Consider the following 23,139-nt stretch of genomic DNA (forward strand, 5'->3'; position numbering starts at 1 on the left):
ATATTATTTAGTTAATCTAAGAAATTTTTACAATCTCTTTAAACTAAATATATCAATAATAACTATGAAATTTTTATCGTTTTAGCAACTGAAATTTCTAAATCTTCTGGTGTATCAATATCTCATTGGTCATCTTCACTTAATATATAAGGAGTAATAACAATTTTATTTTTTAAAGCACTAGCAATAAGAATATCCACCATTTGATATTGAGAAATCTCATTTTCAGCAAACTTAATTTGCAATTGTTCTCTAATCGCCTTTGCTCATCGTTCATCTAACAATGACCATTCACCTAATAATAGCTTATGCATATTATTACTTTTTTCATAACCAATAATATTATTGTTATTACCTATATTATACACTCAATCAATCTTTTTAGTTACTCGTTTAACGGCACACATAATTGATTTTGCTGTTAAATTCATAAAAAAATTTCGCCCCATTACCATATCACCACTAATAATAATTGTATTATCTTGTAAGTAATCTTTAACTAAATAACCAGCATAGGCACTAGAACCATTTTCATATTGCGTATTATGAACAAGCTTAACTTGCACATACTTATCAACTAAATATAAAAAATCTTGATGACGATAACCAGTAATAACAATAATTTCATTAATTTTAGCCACTAATAAATTATTTATTATTTTTTCAATTAAAATTTCACCATTAATATTTAATAATGATTTATGTTGATGATTTAATTTTAATCTTCTGCCAACTCCGGCCGCAAAAATAATCGCTCGCTTAATCATCGTGTTTATCCACTACTTTAGTAACAAAGTTAATAATTTTATTCATTACAAATATTGTTTGTTTAATTTCATATTGATATAAAATTTTTTGTAAATAGTCATCATTTTGAATAATTTTTAAAATTTCTTCTTGTGATAAATTCGGCACAACATTTAATTTTCCTCGTAATTTACCATTAACCTGAATAATAACAACAACTTCATCTTTCACTAAATACTTAGCATCATATTCAGGTCATTTTTGAACAGCTACACTATTTTCTTGGGCTAATATTAATCATAGTTCTTCTGCTAAATGCACAGCAAATAAACTTAACATTTTGATAAATCCTAAAAAATAAGGTAAATAAATTTGCTTTGTTTTATAACAAGCATTAACAAAAACCATTAATGATGATAACGCCGTATTAAAACCTAAATTTTCCAAATCAGTAGTTACTTTAAACACTGTTTGATGATAAATTTTATCCATTTGACCATCATTATTTTTAATAATTCAAGCAAGATGTTCAGTTACTAAACGATAAATCCGATCTAATCATCTCCTTGTACCATCAATACCTTGAATATTTCATGGCATTGATGCTGTTAATGGTCCCATAAACATCTCATAAACGCGTAAAGCATCAGCACCATGCGTCATAATGATATCATCAGGATTAACACCATTATCTTTTGATTTTGACATCTTTTCACCATCAACACCTAAAATCATTCCTTGATTAACAAGTTTCATAAAAGGTTCTGGCGTTGGAACAACTTTTAAATCATACAATACTTGATGTCAAAATCGAGCATATAATAAATGCAACACCGCATGTTCTTGACCACCAACATACAAATCAACTGGTAATCATTGTTCTAATAATTTAAATGCGGTTTTACTATTTAAGGGAATAAAACTACCATCATCTTGTTTCAAAATATATGCTAAATAATATCAACAACTACCTGCTCATTGTGGCATTGTATTTGTATCTCTTTTCCCTTTAACACCATCGTTTCTAGTAACATTAACAAAATCAACCATATTTGCCAATGGCGACTGACCATTAACTGTTAAAACAATATTATTTGTTAATGGTAACATTACCGGTAAATCTAACTCATCAACTAAACCAGTCGTACCATCATCTCAAAAAATAATTGGAAACGGTTCACCTCAATATCTTTGGCGAGAAAACAATCAATCGCGTAATTTATAAGTTGTATGTTTTTTAGCGATTGCCTTTGCTTCTAAAACATTAATAATTTTACTAATGGCTTGTTCATTATTTAGTCCATTCAAAAACTGAGAATTAATATGAATACCATTACCAGTTATTGGCATTTTCATATTATCATTTTCAATAACAATCTTTATTGGTAAATTATATTTTAATGCTAAATGATAATCTTCACCACTATGTGCGGGAACACACATTATTGCTCCTGTTCCATAATGATATAATACATAATCAGCAACTCAAATCGGAAGTAATTCATTTGTTAACGGATGCAACGCATAACTACCCGTAAATACCCCTTGTTTATCATTATTTAACTCTTGGCGTTCTAAATCAGTTTTCATTTTAACTTCTGATAAATACTCATTCATTTGTTGCTCATTATTATTAATAGTAAGCGAAACTACTAATGGATGCTCTGGTGCTAAAATAATAGCACTAACACCAAAAATCGTATCCAACCTTGTAGTAAAAACTGAAATTTTTTCTAATGAATTTTGAATTTTAAAATCCACTAATGCCCCTAATCGTTCACCAATTCAATTTCTTTGTAATTCTTTAACGGAATTAGGTCAATCTAAATCATCTAATCCTTTTAATAGTCTTGAAGCATAATTAGTTATTTTTAAAACTCATTGTTGCATTGGTTTTTTAATAACCGGATAATGACCTCTTTCAGAAACCATTTTTCCTTCAATAACTAAAACCTCTTCATTAGCTAAAACTGTTCCTAATTTTTCACATCAATTAACATCACTTCATTTTAATTGAACTAAACCTTTTTTATAAATTTGTGAAAATATTCATTGTGTTCATTGATAATAATTAGGGTCAGTAGTATTTATTTCTTTATTATAATCATAAGAAAAACCTAAGCGTTGCAATTGATGACGAAAATTACTAATATTTTCCAAAGTAAAACTTACAGGATTATTTTTTGTTTTTAAAGCATACTGTTCAGCTGGTAAACCAAACGCATCCCAACCAATAGGATGCAAAACAGCATAACCTTGCATCTTACGAAATCGCGCCATTACATCAGTAGCAATATAACCTTTTAAATGACCAACATGTAATCCAGCACCAGATGGATATGGAAACATATCAAGAATATAAGTTTTTTTAGTTGCCATATTACTAGGCGTCTTAAATATTTGTTTATTTTTTCAATACTCTTGTCACTTTTTTTCTAAAGCACGATGTGAATAAATCATAATGTATCCTTTCTTATCATATATCTTTTAACTAAATATTCTCAATACAGAAATTAAGGAAGCGATAAACCCAAGAGTAAACATACATCCACATAAAAAGAAAATATTTTTCTTAATAAAAAATCACAATGTATCCTTATAAACAACTTTTGAAAAATATTTTGTTACTAATAGTCAATGAATAACAAAACATAAAATTGTCAAAATAAGACAACTAACAGTTAAAGCAATACCCATATTCTTATTTATTGTTGTAGTTGCCAATATCATATTTAAAAACATTAAATTAATTTCTTTTCTTGTAAAAATTTAGTAACAAGAGCAATTACTTCATTTTCATTATGACATTTTAAAGCCTCATTCACAAGAACAACTGTCTCTTTTTTAGTTAAACTATTAATAATTTTTCTTGCTTCTAATATTGATGTTGATGACATTGAAAAGTAATCTAATCCCATTCCTAATAATAATGGTAATGCCAAAATTTCTCCTGCCATTTCGCCACACATTCCAACTCATTTCTTATTTAAATGAGCACCATTAATTGTCATTTTAATTAGTCTTAATATTCCTGGATGATAAGGTTGATATAAATATGATACCTTCGGTGACATTCGATCAACAGCAATTCCATATTGAATTAAATCATTAGTTCCAATCGAAACAAAATCAGCATATTGAGAAAAAATATCACTCATTACGGCAGCAACAGGAATTTCAACCATCATTCCAATTTGAATATCATCACTAACAGCAATATTTTCTTGCTTTAATTCTTCTTTACATTGTAAAGTTATGGCTTTAGCTTCTTTAAACTCATTCACAGTAGCAATCATAGGAAACATAATTGCTAATTTACCATAAACCGATGCTCTTAGTAATGCTCGCAATTGCGTTTTAAAAACATCAATCTGATCTAAACACAAACGAATTGCGCGATAACCTAAAAAGGGATTCATTTCCGATTCAAACTGATAATACGATAAATGCTTATCACCACCAATATCAAGTGTCCGAATAACAACCATATCATTAGGTATTTTCTCTAAGACAGCTTTATATGCTTGGAACTGTTCTTCCTCTGTTGGTCATTGATTACTATTCATATATAAAAATTCCGAACGAAATAATCCCACTCCATTACCACCATTATCAATAACACTATCAACATCGTGAAAAGAACCAATATTTCCTTCTAAAGTAACTTTATGCCCATCTAAAGTTATCGTTGGTTCATCCTTATATTTTTGCAATTGTTGTTGCTTAATTTTTCATTGCGTTTGCAATTCTTTTCATTCAACTTGTTGAGCACTACTAGGATTAGTTATGACAACACCAGTTTTTCCATCCATAATAATTAGTTCATCATTTTCTACTTTACTAGTAATATCTTTTAATCCTACAATCGCCGGAATTTCTAAACTACGCGCCATAATCGCCGCATGCGAAGTTCTACCACCAATATCACAAAGAAATCCTTTCACAAATTCCGGATTTAATTGCACCGTTTGCGATGGTGTTAAATCAGAACTAACAATAATTACTTCTTCATCAATAATTGCTAAATCTTGAATTTTTATTCCCAATAAATGCTTAATTAAACGATTAGTAACATCTTCAATATCGCTTGCTCTTTCGCGCATATAAGCGTCATCCATCGCTTTAAACATCGCAATATATTTATTAGCAACAACAAAACTCGCATACGAACTAGTAACTTGTTCACTAGTAATCATCTGTTTTATTTCATCAATAATAGTGGGATCACTAATAATTTGCTCATGAGCCATAAAAATTTTAGCTTTATCTTCACCAAGTTTTTTAAGAGTTTCAGTATACAATTTCCGAATTTCAGTAAGCGATACATTAAATGCTTGTTCTAAATTTCGTAATTGCTCTTCAATATTAGTAACTTGTTCTTTTTCAACTTCAATTCGTTGTTCAATTAACTTATATACTTTAGCAATGGCAATTCCATTTGAAGCACCAATAGCTTTCAACTCCATAATATGTCCTCGTTTCTATATATGTTTAATAGTAATTATATATAAAAAAGTTCAGTTTTTCCAATAACAATTGCAATCTTAAAAAAACAAAATAAAAATACGAATAATTTCGTATTTTTAAATTTTATATTAGACTTCTTGCATAACCTATTAAAAAAATTACAAATATTTGTAAAAAGACAGTAATAGAAAAATATAATTTTAATTAATTATGTCTTTTATCTAAAAAATTAATATTTTGCCACAACAAAAAATGAATTTATTATTTAAATTCTTTAATTTTAAATAAATCTTTTATGTTAAATTAATAATTGCAAATTATAAATTGAGGCAATTAAATTAAATCTTAAACCAAATCTTTTTCTACGATTACCATATTTTTCTGTCATAATTTTAAATTTTTTAAGAATAGCAAAAATATTTTCAATAATAATTCTCATTTTTGAAACTAGTCTATTATGTTGTTTTTGTGCTTTATTTAAATGGTTTTTCTTTGTTTTCTTTGTAGGTATTAGAACATTATTGTGAATTTTTTGTATTCCTTGATAACCACTATCAACTATTAATTTGGTATTTTTTAAAATTGGGATTTTTGATTCTTTAAATAAAGCATAATCATGTTTTTTCCCAAGTGAAAAACTTGTTGCAATAATTTTTCTGGTTTCTTGTTCGATAATTACTTGTGTTTTAATGGTGTGTTTTTTCTTTTTACCAGAATAAGATTGTTTTTGTCTTTTTTTGGGCGTTGGATTGGAGTTTCGGTAGCATCAATAATAATAGTTTTATCATTAAAATAATCATTTATTAGTGCTTTTTTACCAGCAAGTTGTTGAAAATGGGCGCATAAAGTTTTGTTAGGTGGGAAAAGGTTTGAATAAGTATTAAGGACAGTCAGCAATGATTGTCTTTTTATTTTATAAGGTGTTAAAATTTGTTCTTTGAAAATTAAATACAAGTGAATTAATAATGTTGGTATGTATTAAAGCACGATAAATTGTGAGTGGTCGCCATAACCAAAAGAAGTTTACCAGTTGATAGATAACACCCTATTAGCTATAGCAATTTGTTTCGTTTTGCAATAAAAAAATGAATGGGTGGATTTCCTAAAAATATACACGCTATTAAATTAGTTCCAAGGGTAGGATGCGGATGTTAAAGTGTAGAAATTTCTATATAGGGGATATACTAAGTTTAAAATTATTAAAATCTTTATCTAATTAAAAAATAAAATTTACTAACAAAGCTTGTTAAACACTAGACTTCTTGCGATACCTTTTTTATTAAAATATTCTTATAAAATATAATTTATGAGGATATCAAAATATGAACAATAATAAATTTAATACTCTTAATGATAAAGAATGGTTAAGATTAACAGGAATAAAAAAATCCACTTTTAATAAAATTTTAGATATTTTACAAGTAGCTGAAATAGAAAAATTTAAAAAAGGTGGTAAAACTAATAAATTATCACTAGAAAATAGATTATTGATGACTTTATCATATTGACGAGAATATCAGACTTATTTTCATCTTGGTAAAAATTTCGGAATTAGTGAAGCTAATTGTTATCGGAATATCAAGTGAATTGAAGATATTTTAATTAAAAACTCTGATTTTCAACAACTTGCTGGTAAAAAAGCAGTAATAAATGATTATTTTAATGATAAAACTATTATTATTGATGCTACCGAAACTCCAATCCAACGCCCAAAAAAAGACAAAAACAATCTTATTCTGGTAAAAAGAAAAAACACACCATTAAAACACAAGTAATTATCGAAAAAGAAACCAGAAAAATTATTGCAACAAGTTTTTCACTTGGGAAAAAACATGATTATGCTTTATTTAAAGAATCAAAAATCCCAATTTTAAAAAATACCAAATTAATAGTTGATAGTGGTTATCAAGGAATACAAAAAATTCACAATAATGTTCTAATACCTACAAAGAAAACAAAGAAAAACCATTTAAATAAAGCACAAAAACAACATAATAGACTAGTTTCAAAAATGAGAATTATTATTGAAAATATTTTTGCTATTCTTAAAAAATTTAAAATTATGACAGAAAAATATCGTAATCGTAGAAAAAGATTTGGTTTAAGATTTAATTTAATTGCCTCAATTTATAATTTGCAATTATTAATTTAACATAAAAGATTTATTTAAAATTAAAGAATTTAAATAATAAATTCATTTTTTGTTGTGGCAAAATATTAATTTTTTAGATAAAAGACATAATTAATTAAAATTATATTTTTCTATTACTGTCTTTTTACAAATATTTGTAATTTTTTTAATAGGTTATGCAAGAAGTCTAATATATAAAATAAAATCACATTGGCATTTCTGTTAAATGGAAAAATATCGTTGTTGAAACTAAAAAATAAGTAAATATTAAAATTCCTTGATAAAGATAATGTAAAAAAAGTAATAACGGTTTAATTCAAATAATAACAAGAAAAAAAATAATAAAAAATTTGAACTAAACTACTAAAAATAATTTGATGAACTAAAAATAATAAATTAATATGACCTTGCATATATATCGTTATTGGCAAAGTAATAATACTAATAGTTAATTGCGTAAATAATAACTTCATAATTTTATTAAAATTTCAACAAATTTGATTAACATAAATTATTATTAAACTAATTAAAAATGAAAATTGCCAATTAGTTTGATAAAGTACCAAGGGATTCATTATCAGAAAAAAACAGCAAATTACTGCTCATAAATCTAATGATGAAATATTTAATTTAAAAATTTTATTAATATATGAACCTGTTCAATATAACAATGCTCTTAATGCTGATAATTGTCAATTTAATAAATAAACATAAAAACTTAATCAAGCAAAAATAATACTATTTCGCAAAATACTTTTTTTAATTAACTTACATAAAACCCAACGCAATAATGTTATTTGTAAATTAATATGAAAACCACTAACTACTAATAAATGACTAATATTTAATTTTTGTCACATTGCTAATAACTCAGAATGATTATCAGAATAATTTTGCAAAAGAAAAAAATCTAACAAATTATTATAATCATACTGTTGTAATCATTTTCAAATATAATTTCGTAATGTGAACGCTTCATAATGAAAATACTGCTTATTAGTTAATTTAATTTCACCAACAATATGCTTACCATAATAATCTCAACCCAAATTATATTGATGAAAATTATTAATTGCTTGATGCTTAAATATTATGCCTTTAATTTTAACTTGATCAGCAATATTTAAACTAATATTAAAAAAATATTTTTTTATCATTAAATAATTTTTTTGATATTCAACAACATAATAATTACAATATTTTTGGACAACTTTAACAGTTAATCATTGCTCAGAACTATGATTTTCAAAAACAATAGTTTTAATTACTAGTAAAAAAATTAACACAATAAATAAAAAAATAACAATAAAAAAGAAATATTTTCAATAAAATTTCATATTATAAAACACAAAGCCTAATATTGCTACGCCTGTTAATAATAACGAATAATAACTAACATTTGTTATTAACAACAACCAGCAAATAATCAAAATAATTGTTGGAAATATTTTTAAACTCATATTAACTGCAAAATAATTTCATAATATTTATTTAATTTACTATCGTGTAAATATTTCTCTAAAGTTTGTCACCGAACTTGAATGGATAAAGAAGATAATAAAATATTCACAATGTCATTAATAATGCGTCGTTCTAACTTTAAAATGCCTTGCAAAAAATACATAGTAACATCTTCAATATAAACTTTAGCAACATCTTGCGAAAATGGCTCTAATTCAATAGTAATATCATTGTAAATAACTTGTAATAATTTTTTTTGCTGCCAAGGGCTGAAAATAATACAACGGCACTTGATAATAAAAAATAATGTCCACTAAGCGATGTTTATTAATTTTTTGTTCATTTTTACTAATACTAATCTTTTTTGGCAAAATATTTCTTAGCAATGGCAAAATTATTTTTAACTAAAAAATTAATCTCAATACTTGATTTAGTAACAATATTTGGTTGTGGTTTTACAATATTAATATCAGCATTAATAAAAAAATGCAATAATAAAAATCCCATTAAAATAAGAATAATTATTATAATAGCAAAAATAATAATTTTAGTTTTCTTCATTTTTTCACCCGTAATTAAATTACTTATAAAATAATGAATTTCCTTTAAAATATTTATTAATAACTAAGATAAAATGTCTTGTAATTTTTTTTGCAATTGTTTATATAATTCTTCATACTGTTCATATTTATGCTTTTCAGCATTAACTTTTGCAATTGGTGCCTTATTTAAAAACTGTTCATTATTTAATATTGTTTTACTTCGTTCTAACTCATAATGAATATCTTGTAACTGCTTTTGAATAAATAATTGTTGTTCTTTTTTATTAATTGTCATATCTAAAAAAACATCAATTGTTCCATCAATTAAAGGAAGCGCGATTGTTTGTCCTAAATGAGATATTTTCTCATTAATAGTTGTCATTTGACTATTAGTTAACTTTTGCAAAAAACCATTAATTTCCTGAGCATATTTCTGATAATCTTGATTATCAGAATTTAAATTAAAATTCAAAGCAATGTGATGCTTAATATTTCTTGTTGCTCGTAATTCTCTAATAACTGTTGTAATATTAATAACGTTAACTAAATAATTTACGGGAGCAATATTTTCTAAAACTATCGGATATTTTTCTTCCATAATTGATTTGCCATTATTAAACATTTTTTGATAAATTTCTTCAGTTACAAAAGGAATTAAAGGATGCAATAAAATAATAATTTGTTTTAAAAGATAAAATAAGACTTGAATTGACCCCATTTTAGTTTTAGGATTTTGTAAATTACTTTTTGATAACTCAATATATCAAGAACAAAAATCATCTCAAACAAAATTAAAAAGATATTTACCACTAACAACAAATTCATATTTCTCCATATTTGCTTGCACTTTTTCAAGAACAAAATTAAAATTATTTAAAATTCAATAATCAACAGCTTCTAATTGTAAATCTAAAATATTATTCACTGGCTTAAAATCATCGGCTAAATTTAAAAGCACATATCTGCTAGCATTTCAAAGTTTATTGATAAAATTTCACGAAGAACGAACTTTAGTAATACTAAATCGTAAATCTTGCCCCGGAGTACTATTAGTTAATAAAAAAAATCGTAAACTATCAGCACCATACTCAGTAATAATATCCATTGGATCAATCCCATTACCTAAAGATTTTGACATTTTTCTTCCTTGTTCATCACGAATTAAACCATGAATTAATACTGCTTTGAAAGGTTTTTTATTAACTAAATATAATGATTCAAAAATCATCCGACTAATTCAAAAGAAAATAATATCATAACCAGTAACTAACAAGGAATTTGGCAAATATTTTTTAAAAAATAATTTATCATTATTTTGTTGCGCAAATATTAAAGGTCACAAAGCACTAGAAAATCAAGTATCTAAAACATCACTATCTTGTACTCATTCTTCTTTATTAGGAGGTGTTATGGCCACAATAATTTCCTTAGTATCTTGATGATATCATACTGGCAATTGATGACCCCATCATAATTGTCGGGAGATACATCAATCCTGAATATTTTCTAACCATTGATCTAAAATATTTGCAAATCTTGATGGATAAAACAAAATCGCATCAGCACTATTTTGTAATTTTAAAGCTTTATTTACTAATGGTTGCATTTTAACAAATCATTGTTCTGATAAATATGGTTCAATAATAACATCACTGCGTTCTGAATATCCTACTTGATGAACAAAATCAACAATTTTAACAACTAAATTTTGTTTTTCTAAATCACCTATTAACTGCTGTCGACAAACAAAACGGTCTAATCCCTCATATTGTAAAGCTGTGGCATTCATTATGCCACCAGAATCCATACAAATAATTAAATCCAAATTATGTCTTTTAGCAATTTGATAATCATTAAAATCATGAGCAGGCGTACATTTCATTATTCCTGTTCCAAATTCCATTACAATGTATTCATCAGCAATTATCGGAATTCTTTGTTTATTAACCGGATTAATAACTTCTTTATGAAGATACTTTTGATAACGAACATCATTAGGATGAAAAACTAAGGCTTGATCAGCAAACATCGTTTCTGGTCTTGTTGTGGCAATTGTAATCATTTCATCACTATCTACTAAGGGATAATTAAGATAATACATTTTACCTTGAACTTCTTTATAAGTTACTTCCATATTTGATAACGCTGTTTTTAATTGTGGGTCTCAATTAATAATTTTTTTGCCACGATAAATTAAACCATCATTATATAATTTAACAAATGTTTCATTAACTAACTGATTAACATCACTATCCAAAGTAAATTTCTCATAACGATAATCTAATGCTAATCCTAATTTTGCTCATTGCTCACGAATTATCTTAGCATATTCATCCTTTCACGAATTAACTTTAGTAATAAACTGATCACGAGAAGAACTAGTAATCCGTTTTTTCTCTTCATCTCATATTCTTTCAGCAACTTTTACTTGGGTAGCAATCCCCGCATGATCCATTCCCGGAAATCAAGTAACACCATAACCAGTTAAAACTTTATAACGCGCCATAACATCTTGTAAAGTATTATTCCAAGCATGACCCAAATGTAATTTACCAGTAATATTAGGTGGAGGCAAAATCATACTAAAAACAGGTTTATTATTAATATTATCAGCACTAAATAATCGTTTTTCTAATCAATAATCATACTTACCATTTTCTACTTCAAAATGCTCATATTTTTTATTTAATGATTTCATTAATTCTCTCCTACTTATTTTCAATAATTATATCAAACATTAAGAAATATAAAAAATGATACTTAATTAATATAATAGACTTCTTGCATAACCTATTAAAAAAATTACAAATATTTGTAAAAAGACAGTAATAGAAAAATATAATTTTAATTAATTATGTCTTTTATCTAAAAAATTAATATTTTGCCACAACAAAAAATGAATTTATTATTTAAATTCTTTAATTTTAAATAAATCTTTTATGTTAAATTAATAATTGCAAATTATAAATTGAGGCAATTAAATTAAATCTTAAACCAAATCTTTTTCTACGATTACGATATTTTTCTGTCATAATTTTAAATTTTTTAAGAATAGCAAAAATATTTTCAATAATAATTCTCATTTTTGAAACTAGTCTATTATGTTGTTTTTGTGCTTTATTTAAATGGTTTTTCTTTGTTTTCTTTGTAGGTATTAGAACATTATTGTGAATTTTTTGTATTCCTTGATAACCACTATCAACTATTAATTTGGTATTTTTTAAAATTGGGATTTTTGATTCTTTAAATAAAGCATAATCATGTTTTTTGCCAAGTGAAAAACTTGTTGCAATAATTTTTCTGGTTTCTTGTTCGATAATTACTTGTGTTTTAATGGTGTGTTTTTTCTTTTTACCAGAATAAGATTGTTTTTGTCTTTTTTTGGGCGTTGGATTGGAGTTTCGGTAGCATCAATAATAATAGTTTTATAATTAAAATAATCATTTATTAGTGCTTTTTTACCAGCAAGTTGTTGAAAATCAGAGTTTTTAATTAAAATATCTTCAATTCACTTGATATTGCGATAACAATTAGCTTCACTAATTCCGAAATTTTTACCAAGATGAAAATAAGTCTGATATTCTCGTCAATATGATAAAGTCATCAATAATCTATTTTCTAGTGATAATTTATTAGTTTTACCACCTTTTTTAAATTTTTCTATTTCAGCTACTTGTAAAATATCTAACATTTTATTAAAAGTGGATTTTTTTATTCCTGTTAATCTTAACCATTCTTTATCATTAAGAGTATTAAATTTATTATTGTTCATATTTTGATATCCTCATAAATTATATTTTATAAGAATATTTTAATAAAAAAGGTATCGCAAGAAGTCTAATATTTAATCTTTTTTCAACGATAATATAATGAATTTAAAACAACAGTAAGATCAGAAAATGCCATCGCCGCGGCTGCAAAAATTGCAAATTCAAAATTAGGAATTGATATTCAAAATCAACCAGATAACATTGCTACTGGTAAGGCAATAAGGATATAACAAAATGCTCACATAAAATTAGTTCAAATAACCCTTCTTGTTTGCTTCGTTAACACAATCGCTTTATAAATATTTAAAACATCAGGTTTAATGATAATAATATCACTAAGATTAACTGCGATTTCCGCTCCTGTTCCCATCGCAATTGATAAATCAGCTTGTTGTAAAGCAATACTATCATTAACACCATCACCAACAAAAGCCACTTTTTTATCTTGTTTTTGCAATTTCTTAATAAGATTAGCTTTATCTAATGGTTGAATATTAGCAAAGTAATGCTCAATACCAATAGCAGTAGCAACTCCTCTAGTAATAACTTCATTATCACCACTAATCATATAAACTTCAATACCTTCTTGCTTCAACTTAGCAACCGTTTTAATCGCATTTAACTTAATCTGATCCTCTAACACAAATAAAGTTACAATAACTTTATCAATTGCTAACCCCAATATCAATTGATTAATTTCTTTGCTTTTTTCAACAATTCTTTGTAAAGGAACTGCTAAAACAAATTTTTTTCTAATAATTTAGTAACCGAAGAAATCGTAACTCGCTGTTTATTACATAACCCTTGAATGCCAAAACCAATAGTTTCTTTCACATCCGTCAAGGATACTTTACTAATATTATATGCTTCTTGGTATGCTTTAAAAGCAGTAGCAATTGGATGCGCTGATAAATTTTCTAAACTCACAGCAAAAGTAATATGCTTTTCTTCACCATAAATAGCCTTAATACTTAATTTGCCATCAGTAACAGTTCCGGTTTTATCAAAAGCAACAATATCAATTTGATTAATTTTTTCAAAAGCATGAACTTTATTAAAAATAATTCCTTCTTGGGTTGACTTTGCAATTCCCACAGTTATTGCTAAAGGTGTTGCTAATCCCAAAGCACAAGGACAAGCAATAATTAATGTTGAAATTGCAGTTTTAATAGCAATACCATAAGGATCAGACATAATAAATGATAAATTAAATAACGGTAAAATAAAAGCATAAACTAAAAAAAACTAATAATGCTAACCCTAAAACAAAAGGAACAAAAATCGCCGCAATCCTATCAGCAATCTTTTGTAAATTGGTTTTTTGTTGTTGCAATTGTTCTACTTTATTAATAATACTTGCTAATATCGTTTCATTACCAATTTTTGTTGCTCGCATTATAAAAGCTTCAACAGCATTAGCAGAACCACCAATTAATAATTCACCAGTCAATTTTTTTTACAATTTGACTTTCACCTGTAATTAATGAATCATTAATATATGCTAATTCCCCCATTAAAACACCATCAGTAGGAATTTTATCACCCTTTTTAACTAATAACTGATCATCAATTTTAATATCAATAGCAGCAATTGTTACATATTTATTATTTTCTTTAAAAATAGTCGCCTCTTTTACTTGTAACGACATTAGACTTCTTGCATAACCTATTAAATCTTGTAAGCCATCAATCGCACGATTACGAACTATTTGCGATATTGCATCGCCGACTAAAACAAAAGCTATAATTGAAGCCCCAATCTCAAAATACATATGTTGAAATTTATTATCAATCATCATATAATTCATTAATTGTTGATGACTAATTCCTTGAAATAAACCAATAATATGTTGCTTACCATATGGTTAATATTGTAACATCAAAACAATTAAATAAATACTATAAATAAATGCCACCAAAGACGACAAAATGATTAATGAATACATACCGACTCGTCGTTGTTGAAACAATTCTTGATATCAGGCTTTATAAAAATTAAATCCTAAAATAAACTGGACAATACTCGCAAGCATTAATTGAATAATTGGATTTCCAAAATATACTGCTAATGGATTTACTTTACCCATTGATATTCACATCGGAATAACTAATAAAATAGCAAAAACTGAGCGTAAAATTTCTTTGATTTCAAATCAACGATGTTGTTTATCAGTATGTGTTAAATGCTTCTGATGACAAAGATTGCTATTTGACTTGATCTTTCTTAATTTCATTATAACTCTACCTCTAAACTTAGTTTTTAAATATATTCAGTAATTTTTTCAAGAACAGCATCATAACCCATTTTACTAATACTTGATGTTTTAATAATGTCAATATCATTAATAATCAGCAATGTTTGTTTAATTATTTTTTCTTGCTTTCCAATATCATTTTTTTTTAGTTTATCTAACTTCGTAGTAACAATGAGAATATTAATATTTCGTTCTCGTAAAAAATTAAACATTACTAAATCATCAGCATTAGGAATTCGTCTTAAATCTAATAATAAGATTGCTAACTTTAAATTTTTTCGCTCTAATAAATAAGTATCCATCATTTTAACAAATTGTTTTTTAATACTCTTACTTATTTTTGCAAAACCATAACCAGGGCAATCAACAAAACGAAATTCATTATCATTAATAGCAAAAAAATTAAGCATTTGTGTTTTACCAGGCGAACTAGACACCTTTGCTAATTGTTTATTATTACATAAACAATTAATAAATGTTGATTTTCCAACATTACTTCGTCCTAATAACAATACTTCACTAATCTCATCATCAATTCATTGTTCCTTATTAATAGCACCTTTAAGAAACACACTCTTAGTAATTTTCATTGTTTTCACCACTTTTATTTTTTAAAATTAAAAATGAAATAATTTTTAATTTTATTAAAATTTTACCTTGTGCCTAAAATTTTATCGTATAGAATAAAAATATACAACTATTTAGTTTGTAAGGTTAATTACTTAATTGTAATTATGAAAAGGGAATTTAGTATTATTCTAAAACTGTCCCAGCAACTGTGATACGGACAATAATTATATTCGCCATTAAAAATTGGTTTTTTGAGAAGGCATAATTATTGGTTGATGTTAAGTCAGGAGACCTGCCTTATATTGCTTAAATTTTTGAGTTCTCCTAGGAATGAGACTGAATTATGCTTAATTTTTTAATAAAATTAACATCTTTTACTTATTCTTTCTTAGAGAGAATAAGTATTTTTATTGTAAGGAGGTAATTAACAATTTATTTGAAATATTTAAAAGTAATCATTGCATTAACAATAATCAATATGAATATTATTGGGTTAACAAGTTGCAATCAATTAACTAATAATGCCGAACTACAATTTAAAAAATGATATCAACCTTATGTTAATGAACAAGGGTTATTAAAACCAGAAATTATCAAAAAATATCAAAAGCAAATTAATAATGATGATGATGCACTTTTAGCAGTAATTTTAAAAAAAATATCTTAATAGCAACAATAAATAATTTAGGAACAAATTTAAGTTGAAGTCGGATTTCCAATCCCAGTGAACCATTACAAGATATGTTAAATAACAATCAAACCTTTTATTTTCGTGAGGTACAATCAATGAGTCAAAATCAATATGATAACTTTATTGGTGATATTCTCGTTAAAAACGGAAATACAAGCCAAGTTTTAAATAAACCACGAGGTTATCTTAAAACTAACAATGCTTCAATAAGTATCATTAATAGTTGCCCTTTCATTTTTAATAATGATAAATTAACTGCCACTAGTATTAATAATTCACAAGCAAAAATTTTTCAATTATCATATGTTTATCAATTCAACAAAAATTCTCATCCACTTAAACGAGGCTGTTGATATGAAGCAACTAATAATGATAATAAAATTCCTTCATACAACGAACACGAATTATTAACTTATAACGAAAATGGCGACATTATTTATCAAAGGAAGCGATAATGACATCATACCTTAAAAAACTAACTAGTAGTAGTATTTGATTTTCATTAGTTTTAAATATATATGGATGTAATAAAATTAAGGAAAATCAAATTTATAATTTTAAATAACAAGAACAATATCAAGCGAATATGCAAAAAGCGTTAAATAAATATACCACAGCACAAGAAATTATTGGGAGTATTGAACTTAATCTCGGAAGTTTAAGAAAAACTGCTACTGATTTAAAACCACTTATTAATAAAGAATTCAATAATATTATTAAACAACAAGTTGGTTCTTTAAAAATTAAGTCTTTAAAACTTAGTAATTATCACAAGGCATTAGTACCCGACAATGACTTCACTGGTAACATTAAATATGAACATCAAGAAATGTGAAAACCAGAATTTTCTCATCCATAAATGTTATTCGTATTTTACAGTGACATTACCTTACAATCAACAATATTTCCTAACTTAACTTTTAAAAGACAACCTTCTGGTATTAATAGTATTTGTCAGATAATTACTACACATTATAGTTGCCACTATAACTGATACTTTCATATTAAATATCAGTAATCCAAACTGAAAGCAGGAATTAAAATGAAACAAGCAATTTTTTTAATACCAATATTAGCAATAACCCCCAATCTATGAAATAATTTAAATAATAACAACTATTCACAAATTCAAGAACCTATCCTTACAAAAGATGATGTTAAAGTATACTATCAAAATAAAAAATTATCTCCTAATAGCGAATATTGAGATACTAAAGGATGATTAAACAATAGACTTCTTGCGATACCTTTTTTATTAAAATATTCTTATAAAATATAATTTATGAGGATATCAAAATATGAACAATAATAAATTTAATACTCTTAATGATAAAGAATGGTTAAGATTAACAGGAATAAAAAAATCCACTTTTAATAAAATGTTAGATATTTTACAAGTAGCTGAAATAGAAAAATTTAAAAAAGGTGGTAAAACTAATAAATTATCACTAGAAAATAGATTATTGATGACTTTATCATATTGACGAGAATATCAGACTTATTTTCATCGTGGTAAAAATTTCGGAATTAGTGAAGCTAATTGTTATCGCAATATCAAGTGAATTGAAGATATTTTAATTAAAAACTCTGATTTTCAACAACTTGCTGGTAAAAAAGCACTAATAAATGATTATTTTAATGATAAAACTATTATTATTGATGCTACCGAAACTCCAATCCAACGCCCAAAAAAAGACAAAAACAATCTTATTCTGGTAAAAAGAAAAAACACACCATTAAAACACAAGTAATTATCGAACAAGAAACCAGAAAAATTATTGCAACAAGTTTTTCACTTGGGAAAAAACATGATTATGCTTTATTTAAAGAATCAAAAATCCCAATTTTAAAAAATACCAAATTAATAGTTGATAGTGGTTATCAAGGAATACAAAAAATTCACAATAATGTTCTAATACCTACAAAGAAAACAAAGAAAAACCATTTAAATAAAGCACAAAAACAACATAATAGACTAGTTTCAAAAATGAGAATTATTATTGAAAATATTTTTGCTATTCTTAAAAAATTTAAAATTATGACAGAAAAATATCGTAATCGTAGAAAAAGATTTGGTTTAAGATTTAATTTAATTGCCTCAATTTATAATTTGCAATTATTAATTTAACATAAAAGATTTATTTAAAATTAAAGAATTTAAATAATAGACTTCTTGCGATACCTTTTTTATTAAAATATTCTTATAAAATATAATTTATGAGGATATCAAAATATGAACAATAATAAATTTAATACTCTTAATGATAAAGAATGGTTAAGATTAACAGGAATAAAAAAATCCACTTTTAATAAAATGTTAGATATTTTACAAGTAGCTGAAATATAAAAATTTAAAAAAGGTGGTAAAACTAATAAATTATCACTAGAAAATAGATTATTGATGACTTTATCATATTGACGAGAATATCAGACTTATTTTCATCTTGGTAAAAATTTCGGAATTAGTGAAGCTAATTGTTATCGGAATATCAAGTGAATTGAAGATATTTTAATTAAAAACTCTGATTTTCAACAACTTGCTGGTAAAAAAGCACTAATAAATGATTATTTTAATGATAAAACTATTATTATTGATGCTACCGAAACTCCAATCCAACGCCCAAAAAAAGACAAAAACAATCTTATTCTGGTAAAAAGAAAAAACACACCATTAAAACACAAGTAATTATCGAACAAGAAATCAGAAAAATTATTGCAACAAGTTTTTCACTTGGGAAAAAACATGATTATGCTTTATTTAAAGAATCAAAAATCCCAATTTTAAAAAATACCAAATTAATAGTTGATAGTGGTTATCAAGGAATACAAAAAATTCACAATAATGTTCTAATACCTACAAAGAAAACAAAGAAAAACCATTTAAATAAAGCACAAAAACAACATAATAGACTAGTTTCAAAAATGAGAGTTATTATTGAAAATATTTTTGCTATTCTTAAAAAATTTAAAATTATGACAGAAAAATATCGTAATCGTAGAAAAAGATTTGGTTTAAGATTTAATTTAATTGCCTCAATTTATAATTTGCAATTATTAATTTAACATAAAAGATTTATTTAAAATTAAAGAATTTAAATAATAAATTCGTTTTTTGTTGTGGCAAAATATTAATTTTTTAGATAAAAGACATAATTAATTAAAATTATATTTTTCTATTACTGTCTTTTTACAAATATTTGTAATTTTTTTAATAGGTTATGCAAGAAGTCTATTAATTAAAAGCAAATAAAATAGTACTCTTTACTAAGAGTACTATTACCAAAATTTTCTATCAGCTTTTAATCAGTTACTTGCTAATTATTGATTTTGTAAAATTATTTTAATTGTTAACGATTTATTAATTTTCTTTTGATATTCTTTAGCAATTTGCAATGCTTTGGGCAAAGAAAAAACCTTATACAATCATTTATCATTATGCATAATTCGAAATAAATTTAAGTCTTTTTGTTCAATAATTAACATTCCGATATCACATCCTCATAATATTCTTGATAACTAATAAATGGTGAATAAATAACTCTTCCTTGTCAATAATCAGGTCTATCCAACTCCATTAATCAAGCCAATGTGGCTGTAATATCATATTGAATAGTTTGCTCTAAAAACTGCCCTGTATTTTTAACACCAGCACCATAAAAGAACACTGGTACTTTAATCTCATAATCATTAAAATTACCGTGACAATCATCACCTTGACCTTTACCACCATGATCAGCAATAAAAACAAATAATGTATTATCTTTCATTTTTGGAATATGACTAATCGTTTCTAAAACCTGTTTAACTCACAAATCAACTTGCATCGCCATTGCTTTAATTTCTGTTGTTTGATGACCAATCTTATGTCCAACAGTATCTGGTTCATTAACATAAACAAAAGATAATTCTGGTTTTTTAGCAATTAAATATTGACAATAATCATCTGATTAGGTTTAATGTTATCATTACTACTAATTCAAATAGTTTTCTTAGTTGGTTTTCAAGAATCAACATCTTTAACCATCACATTACTTCAATAATCTAATGAATTAACATCTAAAATATATTGGAATTGCGATCAACGAAAAAATGCTGCTGTTTTCAAATTAGTTTGCTTTTTAAATAATGTAAAAATACTAGGGACATTTTTATTATTCACATAATCATAAACACTTTTTGCATCACCTGTTTCAGAATCTCACTGCGTACGCCCATGAAAATTAGGTGCGGTCCCACATAATAATGATGTTCAGTTAACACTAGACATAATCGGAACAACACTCCGACTATTTAACGAATATGCGCCTTTTTCCATTAACATTTTAAAAGTACTTCCGGCATTATCTTCTAGTAAATATGATCCATAAGCATCCGACCCAAAAATAACAATATACTTAATATTATTCAACATATTTTATTCCTACCTTATGCAAAACCTCATAAATATTAGTCGTTGAAGCTTGAACTAAATCAACACCAATTAAATAAGCAATTATTGATGCAATATCAACATTACTAGTTGGTCTAACAATTTTATGAGTTTTCCCTTGTAAATGACTATCAATTATATTTAAAGGAATAACTAATTCACGCGAATCTAATCCGCCTTGATTCTCAACTCCTTGATGATATCCCCCAGATGTTGAAGTAATAATAACTGTTGATTGGGGATTTTTCAAAATCATTTCATTAATAGCAATAACTTTTTCTTGCAATAATGAAGCATACTCATTAGTATTAAAACCTTGTTTAACACCAATATCATACATTTCATCATCATAAATAGTTAATAGTTGATATTCATTAATATTAACATCAAGATAATTAATGGTATCCTTAACAATAAAGTCATCTAACAAAAATTTTTCCAACATATTTTTAATCATATGAAAATTAGTAATTACACTTAATTTATAATCAGGCTTTTGCTTTTTAATACTATAAAAAAATGTTGGATACATATTATCCTTAGTATTCAAAACCCCCGTAACCAAACGATTGTTTTCTCAATTAGTAACCCCGTGAAACTCCAATGGCGCACCTGTTAAAATTGAAGCCATATTATATGGTGGTAAAGTTGGTAAAATGGCACGATGCTGTTGAAAATAAATCATATTTTCTTTTGGTAATGTTTGCTTTAAACTATTAATTTTAGTTGTTAACCCTGCAAGAACTATTAAAATAATATTTGTTCGTGGTTTAACAATCTTCTTAGTTTTTTGATAAAGCATTAAAAGTCTCCTTACTTCTATCTAGTTGCTATTATAACGCAAAAAAATGAAAGAAAATTCAAAATTAATAATATTATCCCACACCCAAATAAAAACTGCTTCTTAATAAAAATACGAAGCAGTTTTAAAAATTATTAAATAATAAATTACTTAAAACCGTTGGTGTTGTCTTTTAGTATCAACATTTGATAAATCAATGACTAGCGGTTGATCATCTTTTTGAAGTAATGCTTGAAATACTTGATAAACAATAGTATACATAAAAATTAAATTTATCGTTGCTCCAATATTACTAAAAAATCCACGATTTTCACGACTAAACATTTGACTTAAATAACCAATAGTATTAATTACAAGAACAATAAGCATTTTAACTAATATAAAAATAATACTAAAACCAATCATTAACTTAGCAAACTGATCATTAAACGACATTACTGGCACATTTTGTAAAGAATTACTATCTGGTAAATTAACATTTTTTAATTTACTAATTGACAATAAGCCCATCACCCCAAATAATAAGAATACCCCAGCAACACTTAAAGTAATAACAAAGGGTTGTTTTATATTGACAATTTCACTATTAAGATTTTTTGTCAATAGTAAAACAGCAGTAAACATTATTAACATCGCACCTGATAAAGCAAAAACACTTGATTCATGTAATGCCATTTTTCTTTTCGCTTTAATACCCGTCTCAATTCTTTTTTGATCTAATGAAAGCAACATAAATCCAGTAAAAAATGTCATATTAAAAAAACTATAAACTAAAATTAATCAACGATGTTTAATAAATTGCTCATCATTAAGTGATATTGCTCATTTAATAATTAAAGCACTATAAATTAATTGCATTGCTCCCATATAAATAATTAATGCTACAACTGGAAAATAACCCTTATTTATAATATCAGTAATTACCCTACGAAAATCATTATCATAAGCTGTTAACTCCGTAATCTGATTTCTTAATGCTGCAATTGTATAAAAAGCAATCATTGTTAACACAAAGAACGCGCCAATAAACACAAAAACATTAGCAAAAATTATAAAAAAACGGCGAAATGTAAAATTAGAATTTCTCATTATAAAAAACCTCCTTCATTTAATTATATCCTATCTTGTTTAAAAAAGAAAAACAAAATATCTAAACTAATTCTGACATTTTTTAAAGCATCTAATCAACTAGCAAGCAATATTATAAAATAATACCGTTCCTTGAAGATAAATAACAAAGTGAAAGATTTTTGCAACATTAGAAAAATTAACTA

At 25.6% G+C, this 23,139-nt stretch carries 31 protein-coding genes and 1 riboswitch; of the genes, 10 read left to right on the forward strand and 21 right to left on the reverse strand.

Features of this window, described 5'->3' with window-relative positions; genetic code table 4:
- Nucleotides 1–62 precede the first annotated feature (62 nt).
- The 5 genes from AACK86_RS04030 to AACK86_RS04050 all read right to left on the reverse strand — a co-directional run bounded on the left by AACK86_RS04030 (nucleotide 63) and on the right by AACK86_RS04050 (nucleotide 6,168).
- Complete coding sequence (locus AACK86_RS04030; protein WP_338981459.1) at nucleotides 63–767, reverse strand: NTP transferase domain-containing protein; 705 nt, start codon at nucleotides 765–767, stop codon at nucleotides 63–65.
- The gene (leuS, locus tag AACK86_RS04035; protein ID WP_338981461.1) at nucleotides 760–3,207 is read right to left on the reverse strand and encodes a leucine--tRNA ligase; all 2,448 of its coding nucleotides are present in this window, start codon (nucleotides 3,205–3,207) and stop codon (nucleotides 760–762) included. The genes AACK86_RS04030 and leuS overlap by 8 nt, the downstream gene beginning before the upstream one ends.
- Nucleotides 3,208–3,488: 281 nt before the next feature.
- Entirely contained in the window at nucleotides 3,489–5,213 is a 1,725-nt protein-coding gene (ptsP, locus tag AACK86_RS04040) for a phosphoenolpyruvate--protein phosphotransferase (RefSeq protein ID WP_338981463.1), read from the reverse strand.
- 299 nt (nucleotides 5,214–5,512) lie between these two features.
- The gene (locus tag AACK86_RS04045; protein ID WP_338982682.1) at nucleotides 5,513–5,905 is read right to left on the reverse strand and encodes a transposase family protein; all 393 of its coding nucleotides are present in this window, start codon (nucleotides 5,903–5,905) and stop codon (nucleotides 5,513–5,515) included.
- Nucleotides 5,890–6,168, reverse strand: a complete 279-nt coding sequence (locus AACK86_RS04050; protein WP_338981465.1) for a hypothetical protein — start codon at nucleotides 6,166–6,168, stop codon at nucleotides 5,890–5,892. Before AACK86_RS04050 ends, AACK86_RS04045 begins: the two co-directional genes overlap by 16 nt.
- A 368-nt stretch (nucleotides 6,169–6,536) precedes the next feature.
- Here AACK86_RS04050 and AACK86_RS07630 point away from each other — a divergent pair, with 368 nt between their 5' ends.
- Both AACK86_RS07630 and AACK86_RS07635 read left to right on the forward strand, forming a co-directional pair.
- Nucleotides 6,537–6,989, forward strand: coding sequence for a helix-turn-helix domain-containing protein (locus tag AACK86_RS07630; RefSeq protein ID WP_422398218.1), 453 nt, complete (start codon nucleotides 6,537–6,539; stop codon nucleotides 6,987–6,989).
- The gene (locus tag AACK86_RS07635) at nucleotides 6,974–7,366 is read left to right on the forward strand and encodes a transposase family protein (protein ID WP_422398365.1); all 393 of its coding nucleotides are present in this window, start codon (nucleotides 6,974–6,976) and stop codon (nucleotides 7,364–7,366) included. Before AACK86_RS07630 ends, AACK86_RS07635 begins: the two co-directional genes overlap by 16 nt.
- 290 nt (nucleotides 7,367–7,656) lie before the next feature.
- On the opposite strand, the gene AACK86_RS04060 is transcribed toward AACK86_RS07635, so the two are convergent.
- The 11 genes from AACK86_RS04060 to yihA form a co-directional block, all read right to left on the reverse strand.
- Entirely contained in the window at nucleotides 7,657–8,757 is a 1,101-nt protein-coding gene (locus AACK86_RS04060; protein ID WP_338981468.1) for a ComEC/Rec2 family competence protein, read from the reverse strand.
- Nucleotides 8,758–9,160: 403 nt separating this feature from the next.
- A complete protein-coding gene (locus AACK86_RS04065; RefSeq protein WP_338981470.1) occupies nucleotides 9,161–9,367 on the reverse strand; it encodes a hypothetical protein in 207 nt (68 codons plus the stop codon).
- A gap of 63 nt (nucleotides 9,368–9,430) precedes the next feature.
- A complete protein-coding gene (locus AACK86_RS04070; RefSeq protein ID WP_422398366.1) occupies nucleotides 9,431–12,049 on the reverse strand; it encodes a valine--tRNA ligase in 2,619 nt (872 codons plus the stop codon).
- A 241-nt stretch (nucleotides 12,050–12,290) separates the two neighbouring features.
- Nucleotides 12,291–12,683 (reverse strand): transposase family protein, encoded by a 393-nt coding sequence (locus AACK86_RS07640; RefSeq protein ID WP_422398306.1) that lies wholly within the window; start codon nucleotides 12,681–12,683, stop codon nucleotides 12,291–12,293.
- A complete protein-coding gene (locus tag AACK86_RS07645; protein ID WP_422398219.1) occupies nucleotides 12,668–13,120 on the reverse strand; it encodes a transposase family protein in 453 nt (150 codons plus the stop codon). Before AACK86_RS07645 ends, AACK86_RS07640 begins: the two co-directional genes overlap by 16 nt.
- 65 nt (nucleotides 13,121–13,185) lie before the next feature.
- Nucleotides 13,186–13,800: an HAD-IC family P-type ATPase gene (locus AACK86_RS04080; protein WP_338981476.1), complete on the reverse strand. Its 615-nt coding sequence runs from the start codon at nucleotides 13,798–13,800 to the stop codon at nucleotides 13,186–13,188.
- A gap of 53 nt (nucleotides 13,801–13,853) precedes the next feature.
- Entirely contained in the window at nucleotides 13,854–14,312 is a 459-nt protein-coding gene (locus AACK86_RS04085; protein WP_338981478.1) for an HAD family hydrolase, read from the reverse strand.
- A gap of 13 nt (nucleotides 14,313–14,325) precedes the next feature.
- A complete protein-coding gene (locus AACK86_RS04090; RefSeq protein ID WP_338981480.1) occupies nucleotides 14,326–14,568 on the reverse strand; it encodes a hypothetical protein in 243 nt (80 codons plus the stop codon).
- Nucleotides 14,534–14,914, reverse strand: a complete 381-nt coding sequence (locus AACK86_RS04095) for a hypothetical protein (RefSeq protein WP_338981482.1) — start codon at nucleotides 14,912–14,914, stop codon at nucleotides 14,534–14,536. The genes AACK86_RS04090 and AACK86_RS04095 overlap by 35 nt, the downstream gene beginning before the upstream one ends.
- A 69-nt stretch (nucleotides 14,915–14,983) precedes the next feature.
- Nucleotides 14,984–15,352 (reverse strand): hypothetical protein, encoded by a 369-nt coding sequence (locus AACK86_RS04100; protein ID WP_338981484.1) that lies wholly within the window; start codon nucleotides 15,350–15,352, stop codon nucleotides 14,984–14,986.
- A 26-nt stretch (nucleotides 15,353–15,378) separates the two neighbouring features.
- A complete protein-coding gene (gene yihA / locus AACK86_RS04105) occupies nucleotides 15,379–15,963 on the reverse strand; it encodes a ribosome biogenesis GTP-binding protein YihA/YsxC (RefSeq protein WP_338981486.1) in 585 nt (194 codons plus the stop codon).
- 104 nt (nucleotides 15,964–16,067) lie between these two features.
- A riboswitch (cobalamin riboswitch) is annotated at nucleotides 16,068–16,257 on the forward strand.
- A gap of 164 nt (nucleotides 16,258–16,421) precedes the next feature.
- On the opposite strand from yihA, the gene AACK86_RS04110 reads away from it, so the two are divergent.
- The 8 genes from AACK86_RS04110 (at nucleotide 16,422) to AACK86_RS07665 (ending at nucleotide 19,697) form a co-directional block, all read left to right on the forward strand.
- A complete protein-coding gene (locus AACK86_RS04110; protein ID WP_338981488.1) occupies nucleotides 16,422–16,610 on the forward strand; it encodes a hypothetical protein in 189 nt (62 codons plus the stop codon).
- 119 nt (nucleotides 16,611–16,729) lie between these two features.
- Nucleotides 16,730–17,089: a hypothetical protein gene (locus tag AACK86_RS04115; RefSeq protein ID WP_338981490.1), complete on the forward strand. Its 360-nt coding sequence runs from the start codon at nucleotides 16,730–16,732 to the stop codon at nucleotides 17,087–17,089.
- A gap of 131 nt (nucleotides 17,090–17,220) precedes the next feature.
- Nucleotides 17,221–17,493: a hypothetical protein gene (locus AACK86_RS04120; protein ID WP_338981492.1), complete on the forward strand. Its 273-nt coding sequence runs from the start codon at nucleotides 17,221–17,223 to the stop codon at nucleotides 17,491–17,493.
- Nucleotides 17,494–17,676: 183 nt separating this feature from the next.
- Nucleotides 17,677–17,913 carry a hypothetical protein gene (locus AACK86_RS04125; protein WP_338981495.1) on the forward strand — a complete coding sequence of 79 codons (237 nt, stop codon included), beginning with the start codon at nucleotides 17,677–17,679 and terminating at the stop codon, nucleotides 17,911–17,913.
- 19 nt (nucleotides 17,914–17,932) lie between these two features.
- Nucleotides 17,933–18,385, forward strand: coding sequence for a transposase family protein (locus tag AACK86_RS07650; RefSeq protein ID WP_422398220.1), 453 nt, complete (start codon nucleotides 17,933–17,935; stop codon nucleotides 18,383–18,385).
- Nucleotides 18,370–18,762, forward strand: a complete 393-nt coding sequence (locus AACK86_RS07655; RefSeq protein ID WP_422398306.1) for a transposase family protein — start codon at nucleotides 18,370–18,372, stop codon at nucleotides 18,760–18,762. The genes AACK86_RS07650 and AACK86_RS07655 overlap by 16 nt, the downstream gene beginning before the upstream one ends.
- Before the next feature lie 273 nt (nucleotides 18,763–19,035).
- Nucleotides 19,036–19,320 carry a transposase family protein gene (locus tag AACK86_RS07660; protein WP_338982246.1) on the forward strand — a complete coding sequence of 95 codons (285 nt, stop codon included), beginning with the start codon at nucleotides 19,036–19,038 and terminating at the stop codon, nucleotides 19,318–19,320.
- Nucleotides 19,305–19,697 (forward strand): transposase family protein, encoded by a 393-nt coding sequence (locus AACK86_RS07665; RefSeq protein ID WP_422398367.1) that lies wholly within the window; start codon nucleotides 19,305–19,307, stop codon nucleotides 19,695–19,697. The genes AACK86_RS07660 and AACK86_RS07665 overlap by 16 nt, the downstream gene beginning before the upstream one ends.
- Nucleotides 19,698–19,952: 255 nt before the next feature.
- On the opposite strand, the gene AACK86_RS04140 is transcribed toward AACK86_RS07665, so the two are convergent.
- The 5 genes from AACK86_RS04140 to AACK86_RS04160 all read right to left on the reverse strand — a co-directional run bounded on the left by AACK86_RS04140 (nucleotide 19,953) and on the right by AACK86_RS04160 (nucleotide 22,954).
- Complete coding sequence (locus tag AACK86_RS04140; protein WP_338968912.1) at nucleotides 19,953–20,117, reverse strand: hypothetical protein; 165 nt, start codon at nucleotides 20,115–20,117, stop codon at nucleotides 19,953–19,955.
- Nucleotides 20,111–20,560 (reverse strand): alkaline phosphatase, encoded by a 450-nt coding sequence (locus AACK86_RS04145; protein ID WP_338982686.1) that lies wholly within the window; start codon nucleotides 20,558–20,560, stop codon nucleotides 20,111–20,113. The genes AACK86_RS04140 and AACK86_RS04145 overlap by 7 nt, the downstream gene beginning before the upstream one ends.
- Nucleotides 20,557–21,045, reverse strand: coding sequence for an alkaline phosphatase family protein (locus AACK86_RS04150; protein WP_338981499.1), 489 nt, complete (start codon nucleotides 21,043–21,045; stop codon nucleotides 20,557–20,559). Before AACK86_RS04150 ends, AACK86_RS04145 begins: the two co-directional genes overlap by 4 nt.
- Nucleotides 21,035–21,865 carry a hypothetical protein gene (locus AACK86_RS04155; protein ID WP_338981500.1) on the reverse strand — a complete coding sequence of 277 codons (831 nt, stop codon included), beginning with the start codon at nucleotides 21,863–21,865 and terminating at the stop codon, nucleotides 21,035–21,037. Before AACK86_RS04155 ends, AACK86_RS04150 begins: the two co-directional genes overlap by 11 nt.
- 150 nt (nucleotides 21,866–22,015) lie before the next feature.
- The gene (locus tag AACK86_RS04160) at nucleotides 22,016–22,954 is read right to left on the reverse strand and encodes a hypothetical protein (protein WP_338981502.1); all 939 of its coding nucleotides are present in this window, start codon (nucleotides 22,952–22,954) and stop codon (nucleotides 22,016–22,018) included.
- Nucleotides 22,955–23,139: the final 185 nt, after the last annotated feature.

Origin of the sequence: Spiroplasma endosymbiont of Eupeodes luniger, from assembly GCF_964019525.1 — a bacterium.
Taxonomy (GTDB): Bacteria; Bacillota_I; Bacilli_A; order Mycoplasmatales; family Nriv7; genus Nriv7.